2 protein-coding genes are annotated in these 7,071 nt (G+C 50.9%); both read right to left on the bottom strand.

Annotated elements, in window-relative coordinates:
* Window positions 1–6,062: tail fiber protein (locus K2Q26_14165; GenBank protein ID MBY0316665.1), on the bottom strand; the 6,062-nt coding region annotated here is incomplete at its 3' end.
* Between the two features lie 244 nt (window positions 6,063–6,306).
* Window positions 6,307–7,071: a translation initiation factor IF-3 gene (infC, locus tag K2Q26_14160; GenBank protein MBY0316664.1), complete on the bottom strand. Its 765-nt coding sequence runs from the start codon at window positions 7,069–7,071 to the stop codon at window positions 6,307–6,309.

Raw genomic sequence — 7,071 nt, 5'->3', positions numbered from 1 at the left:
GTATTTTTACCGGCAATCCCGGCCATAGGAGCGTTGGTTTGCTCGGCAAATTCGAGCATGGGCTCCGAAAAATTCGCAGCACTTCCTTCGAGTCGGAATAACGGTACACCGCCATTAAAATTTCCATTGGTTCCGTTGGCATCGGCTCGCACTGTTAAAAGGCGCGACGGATTGCTCGTCCCGATGCCCACGCTGCCGGTCGTTCTGTAAACGTTTGTTCCATCTCCCGCCCACAACCCTTGGTTCACCGCTGTGGAGAGATCTGTTGCCGCTACTGTGCCGTCGAGAATTTTTGCTGAAGTCACGGCGCCGGAGTCGATCGTCCATGTTGCGCCCGAGCCTGAAACAGTAATATCACCCTTATCGCCATCGGAAGGTGCTGTGGACGGTGTCGCCCATGTCCCGTCACCTCGCCAAAACGTGGATGCCGAAGCGCTGGTGCCACTGTTAAGATTTCCCACAGGGAGATTTCCAGTCACTCCATTGGCTAAATTGATTTGCGCCCATGCGGGATTGTTGCTTGTTCCTGTATTCGATAAGTATCGTGTGGCGGAAGTACTCTTCGGGAGAACAGCCGTGGTGTTAGCTCCGGTTCCGTAAATGATATCCCCTTGGGCGATGGCCGTTACGCCGGTACCGCCTTTATCGACAGCGATTGCGGTGGCATTCCACGTCCCTGTCGCAATTGTTCCTAACGTTGTGACATTTGTGCTGCCAGTCCATGTCGATAGAGCCGTGTTTTCTACGTTGTTAATACCTAACATGGTTTTTGCCGTCGCTACTGACAACACTTCCGGCGCACCAGTTCCGGCGGTATTACGACCTAAAAAACTTCCAGTGGCTATATCTGCTAGTTTAGTGAGTGTTACCGATCCATCTAAAATTTTAACTGTTGTCACTGCATTGGCAGCGATATCGATAGCGGCAATTGTTCCATCTAAAACTTCGGTGGTCGTCACTGCACCCGAGGCAATTGTTGGATTGGGATAACTTCCTGTAAGACTTCCGCCAGCAGTTCCGGTCGCTCCGATAGAACTCCAACTCAGATTCCCAGAGCCATCAGTGGTCAATGCTTGTCCATTTGTTCCGTTGGAGTCTGGAAGCGTGAGAACGCGATCGGCAGAGAGAACATCCGGTGCACGAATGGTGAACGTGTTAACTCCATTTGTCGCTAACTCCCTCATGATCAACTGACCGGTTTGACCGGTGCCTGTTCCACTGGGACGTGATGTAATCGCACCTGCAATATCAAGGAGAGTTCCAGGGACAGTAGTGCCAATTCCCACTCGACCGTTGCCCGCAATGCGAATCCTCTCCGAAGGAATCGTACCCACAGAGAATGTGAGTGCACCATTGGCGTTCATTTGCCCCTCTCCTCCAGCTTGTAGCCTGAAGTACGCGCCATCAGCGGCGGTGCCTAAACTGATTGATGTTGGAGAGTACGAACCCGAATGCGTTCCACCGGCCGTCGATTGCGAGACTTGAATCGAACCAGGCAATAAGCTCGAACTGTTGGGTCCGAAGGCTCCGGTGACTGTTGAGGTCAATGTAGAAGTTCCGTTATCCCAAACAAGAGAGCTGGAGGCCCCAAAAGCTCCGTTATTATTGAACTGCACCTGAGTATTCGCTCCAGCCGGTGCACCACCTGCATCAGTTCCGCAGATCCAGCGATCATCCACCGAATTCCACTTGAGCACTTCGCCCGCCAAACACTCTGTACCTGCTGGCATGTAGCTAAAGTATTGTAACGCCGCGCTTGTGATCTTGTTGACACTCACTGTTGCTATTTTTGAATTTGTAATCCCACCGTCTTTGACTTGGACGGTGTTGGTGGCGATTTCGATCGTGGAGTTATCGACATTCATCGCAATGTTTCGATCAGCCGTGAGATCTCCACCACCGGTTAATCCTGATCCTGAGTTTGTATTGATTGCCCGAGCCGTTCCTACAGCTCCTACATCGGCCGCCGTGGCACCGGTTTTGTTTATTTTTGACCAAGCTATGGCCGCTGCGGCATTAATATCCGCATTGACGATTGTTCCATCGACGATCTTAGAACTGTTCACAGAGTCTGCGGCTAATTTATTTAAACTGACTCCACCGTCTCGCACCTGAAGCTGATTCGAGCCATTCGTTTCGATTGTTGTTCCATCGGTCACCACCGAAAGTGTGGCTGTCCCGCTAGTGACACCGCCACTTAAGGCCGAACCTGTGTTGGCGACAATGCCGTCGATATCTCCTCCGGCTCCCCAGCCCGTGGATATATCTTTACAGTTGGCGCCGTTTTCATCGCAAATATCATTGGCGCGAATCGTTCCGGAAACATCGAGCTTCGATTGCGGATTAGAAGTTCCAACGCCAATATTTCCGCTCAGAACAAATAAAGGACTATCACCAAGACCTGTTGTGCTCGTCCACATCGGAATGTAATTGGTGTTTCCGGAGCCCGTGCTCGCCACCGTCGATGAGGACTGCGTCGCCGTACTAATACAATAGATCACGTTAATATTTATAGGGCGTGTTTCATTGCCTCCGGCGGAGCCGGTACTAAAGCCAGATGGGGTTCCTGAATATCCCCACGCTCCGGATCCTGCTTGAGCAATGGCCGCCACGTTAGGATCATGGGAGTGCGCTTGAATCTGCTGCGCCTGTTTCGTTCCGACGAAGTCGCCCGTCGTTCCGTCACCGCGATTGGTTCGCGAAGCCCGATCAGGATCCGCCGTGCTTCCATGACTCCAGCCTCGTAAAAAATAGCCGCGATAATCGGGAAGGTTAAAAGTGGTCGACCCATCACCAGCACCGTAAGTCACTCCGAGAGTACTAAATAGTCCTGCGTATGTGCTTCGAGAAACCGCGTTCCCGTTGGCCTCAAGCCAACCTGCGGGACACGTTGCGGTTGGAAATGCACTCACTGTGCCGGCGGGCGCACCACCGACGGCACTCCACGCAGTTCCATTACAGTATTGAAGATTTCCAGAGACGTATTGAATTGCTCCGGCATTCGTCGAGTTACATGCGGCCCCTGTCGAGCCCACTTGCACTTCCCCATTGACGGTCAATTTTAGATTGGCAGTATTAGTCCCGATGGCAACATTACCACCATTCGGCTGAAGAACAATTTTTCCCTTGGTGACGTTAGAGGTGGACTCTAAATTGAGATCATTTCCAGCTCCAGTTCCACCGATCAAAGTTTGTCCACCGGTACGTCCACTGAGCATGACATATTGAGTATGATCATCTGCGCTTAAACCTGTGAGCGCACTGTGAGCTGTCACTCCACCCGCATCTGTTCCGCAGATCCAACGATCATCGACAGAGTTCCACTTTAAAACCTCGCCCGCCAAACACTCTGCGCCTGCCGGCATGTAGCTAAAGTACTGTAACGCGGCACTTGTGATTTTATCGACACTCATGCTCGCGATCTTTGAATTCGTAATTCCGCCGTCTTTCACTTGAACCGTGTTCGTAGCGATTTCGATAGTCGTATTGTCGACATTCATCGCGATGTTTCTATCCGCAGTGAGATCACCACCACCAGTTAATCCAGATCCTGCATTGGTATTGATCGCGCGAGCCGTTCCCACAGCACCGACGTCGGCTGCCGTAGCCCCTGTCTTATTGATTTTGCTCCAGGCGATGGCCGCAGCGGCATTGATATCTGCATTCACAATACTACCATCCACGACTTTCGAACTATTTACGGAATCGGCTGCGAGTTTATTTAAACTGACGCCGCCGTCTCTCACTTGAAGTTGATTGGAGCCGTTAGTCTCAATCGTCGCTCCATCGGTCACCACAGCTAGAGTGGCTGTTCCACTCAGGGTGCCTCCGCTCAGTGCTGATCCTGTGTTGGTCACAACTCCGTCAATATCACCACCGGCTCCCCAGCCCCCCGATAAATCTTTACAGTTAGAGCCCGCCTCATCGCAGATTTCGTTGGCGCGGATCGTCCCGGCAACATCCAACGGCGATTGGGGATTGGAATTAAGTATACCGACGTACCCATTCGATCTTTTAATAACAAATGGAATTGATAAAAAAGCACCGGTATCATCCCAATTACTTATGTACAAGTCAGAGCCGGCATTAGCTCCACCTTCGACGACATTGCTTTTTTCGATTTTCCATCGAGTGCCGCCTCCGGCATCTCCAAACGAAAACCCTGCATTAAATCCTGAGCCGGAGGTCATTAACGCCGTCACATTCGCACTTCCAGAATTAATATGAAGTCGACCCAAGGGGTTTGTCGTCCCAATTCCCACAGCACCGCCGCTGGGCTGAATGAGCACCGATCCCTTGGTGGCGTTGCTCGTCGATTCTAAAGTTAAGCTATTACTGGCCGCAGTACCGCCGCGAAGAATTTGTCCACCGGCACGACCTGCGAGCATCACGTATTGTGTGTGATCATCCGCACCAAGGCCCGAGAGTCCACTATGGACAGTGACTCCACCTGCATCTGTCCCGCAGATCCAACGATCATCTACAGAATTCCACTTTAAAACTTCGCCCGCCAAGCACTCTGTACCCGCTGGCATGTAGCTAAAGTATTGTAATGCGGCACTTGTGATTTTATCTACACTCATGCTCGCGATCTTGGCGTTAGTAATCCCACCGTCTCTGACTTGTACCGTGTTTGTGGCGATTTCGATCGTGGAGTTATCGACATTCATCGCAATGTTTCTATCAGCCGTAAGATCACCACCACCGGTCAATCCTGATCCTGAGTTTGTGTTGATCGCGCGAGACGGTGCCACGGCACCCACATCTGCCGCGGTGGCTCCGGTCTTGTTGATCTTGGACCACGCTATCGCCGCCGCCGCATTGATGTCCGCATTGACGATTGTTCCATCGACAATCTTAGAACTGTTCACCGAATCCGCAGCTAACTTGCTTAAACTTATTCCAGCATCTCTCGCCTGGAGCTGATTGGATCCATTCACCTCAATCGTGATTCCATCCACCACCACGGCCAACGCCGCAACGCCCGAAGTGACCCCACCCGAAAGAGCCGAACCAGCGGCCGTAGCGATTTCTTCAATATCGCCGGTGCCCGCACCTGAACCCACAGCCTCCGCACTATCTCCGTCCCAGTACATGATTTTATCTGTCGTGCTGTTATACCAGGTCGCCCCTTTGTTCCCCACACCCAGAGTTCCGACCAAGGTGGTTTCTTGAGCGGTCGTGAATTTTCCTAATGTGATCGTCGAGAGATTTTGCAGAGTCACATGACCCGCATTCAAAATCTGGTTGCCACTCATGTTAATATTTCCACCCATCGTGCCACCGGCGAGGGGCAGTTTTGTGGCATCAGCAATAGACGAGGGTGTGATCGCTTCCCACTGATTGAGCGTGGCGTTCCACGCGAGCACTCGTCCGTCGCCCACTCCCGCACCTACACCCGAGAGATTCACCAGACTTCCCCCGACGCGTGTATCGGTGTAATTTTTGGTTGCAGCATCTTGAGCTAATGTGGGATCGGCTAAGTTTTTAATCTGCTGGTTGTTCATCGACAACGGGGTTGTCGAGGTTCCAGAGGCTAAATTGTAAAGTGTATTGTAGTTGGTTCCACTCAGGAGACTTTCTAAATTCGCTTGAGTTAAATTTTGACCGACGTTCACTTGAACAAAGTTCGAAGCGTTTAAGCCCTGAAGGCTATTTGCGTACCAGGCATAGGGAACGGTCTGCAAATGAAAATCCTGAGCGAGAGTGACTAAACCACTTCCGTCGTTATAACTCACACGCACTTTACGAGTGTGCCCCGTTAAAGCGTTATAACTTGTGCCTGAAGCACAGTTAGTAATACCGGTGAAAGTGATTCCATTTTGAAAAATAGTCGAAATATTAGAAACATCTTCGTAATCGCTGCCGGAACGAATTCCTGCACCCACATTTAACGAGAACATACCCTCGCTTCCGAGCATGTTGATCGAATGCTGTTCTTCGTAAAGTAAGCAGTCGTTCACTGCCGAAAAGATACGGACGTTAAAAATTACTGGGTTCGCTTCGAGAGGTGCTCCCCCCGCTTTTGTGATTTGCCCTTGATAAACAAATGAGTTGGGCACGGCTTGCGCCTGAGCGCGTGGAGTTCCTAAAAAAAGTAGCGCATAAAGAAAAAGGAAGACCTCAAAATATGTAGGCCTAACCCTGAACTTTATTGGGCTTAACAATTTGTAATAACTATTGAACTTCACATAGTTATTATCGGCGGAATACCCCGAAACTTAAGACATTGAGGAAAATGATGGAGTTCCAACGCTCCAATTTGAAACAAGTCTTCTGGCAAGGGCGATAGGTTTGCCCTCGATCTTAATCTGCGTCATCATCCTCGTCGGGAGTGTTATCTAACAGCTCTTCCGGCAACGGGGCCTTTCCAGGCTTTTCGTTCGGATGCTTGGCCTTGTATTCTTTGATCTTTACGGGGTCCGGAGCGACGATCATAAATAACTGACGACCTTCACTCTTCGGCTCCGACTCGACCAAAGCCAAATCCATCATCGCGGCCGTGAAGCGCGCCATGGTCTTTCGACCCATTTCCTGATTGGCCATCTCGCGACCTTGGAATCGCATGCTCACTTTCACTTTGTCTCCTTCGAGGAGGAAACGGCGGGCATGACGGATCTTCACTTCGAGATCGTGCTCGTCGGTGCGGGGGCGAATTTGCAATTCCTTAACAGAAATAATCACCTGTTTCTTTTTGTTGGAATGAGCTTTTTTCTTAGCTTCGTACTTGTACTTGCCGTAATCCATAATTTTGCAAGTCGGAGGAGAGGCATCGGGAGCCACTTCAATCAGATCGAGTTGAAAATCGCGAGCAAGAGATAAAGCTTGAGAGGTCGGATACACACCCAACATTTTTCCGTCAGGACCAATCACTCGAACTTCGCGCGCTCGAATGTTTTCGTTCACATTGAACGCATCTTTGTCGCCTTTATTCGGGCCGCGATTAAAACGATCTTTGCCTCCGCCGCCACCGCCGAACTTATTCCCACCACTGCTGGGGCCTCCGAATTTATTGCCACCGGGTTTTGGTGGTCCGCCTGGCTTGCTAAATGATGGAGCTGGTCGACCCAT

The sequence above is a fragment of the Bdellovibrionales bacterium genome (genome assembly GCA_019750295.1).
Classification (GTDB): domain Bacteria; phylum Bdellovibrionota; class Bdellovibrionia; order Bdellovibrionales; family JAGQZY01; genus JAIEOS01.
This window is presented reverse-complemented; position numbering and strand designations above follow the sequence as displayed.